Source organism: Deinococcus pimensis DSM 21231 (assembly GCF_000519345.1).
GTDB classification, from domain to species: Bacteria; Deinococcota; Deinococci; order Deinococcales; family Deinococcaceae; genus Deinococcus_A; species Deinococcus_A pimensis.
Genome location: NZ_KI912645.1, coordinates 12,768 through 13,069, shown reverse-complemented (window position 1 = coordinate 13,069; position 302 = coordinate 12,768). Strand labels below are relative to the sequence as shown.

The following is a 302-nucleotide window of genomic DNA, read 5'->3' as shown; positions in this document are numbered from 1 at the left end:
TCACCGCCCTCTACGAGGGATTGCGCGCCGACCACGGCTGGGAACGCCCCACGGGCTTCGACGCGGAACTCGACGCGCGCCTCGCCGCCGCCTTCGCGGACGTGCCCGCCATCCCCGGCGTCACGGACCTCCTCGACCTGCTCGACCGCCGGGGCGTTCCCTACGCCGTCGCGTCGAACGCCCCGCGAGGACCGCCTGCGTCTCAAGCTCGGCGCGGCGGGCCTGCTGCCGCGCTTCGAGGGGCGCGTCTTCCACCCCGGGCTCGTCGCGCGCGGCAAGCCCGAACCGGACCTGTACCTGCA

The 302-nt window shown here is 75.2% G+C and carries 1 pseudogene; it reads left to right on the top strand.

The features are described from left to right. Nucleotides 1-302 (top strand): annotated as a pseudogene (locus DEIPI_RS40970) (hypothetical protein); the annotation flags it as partial.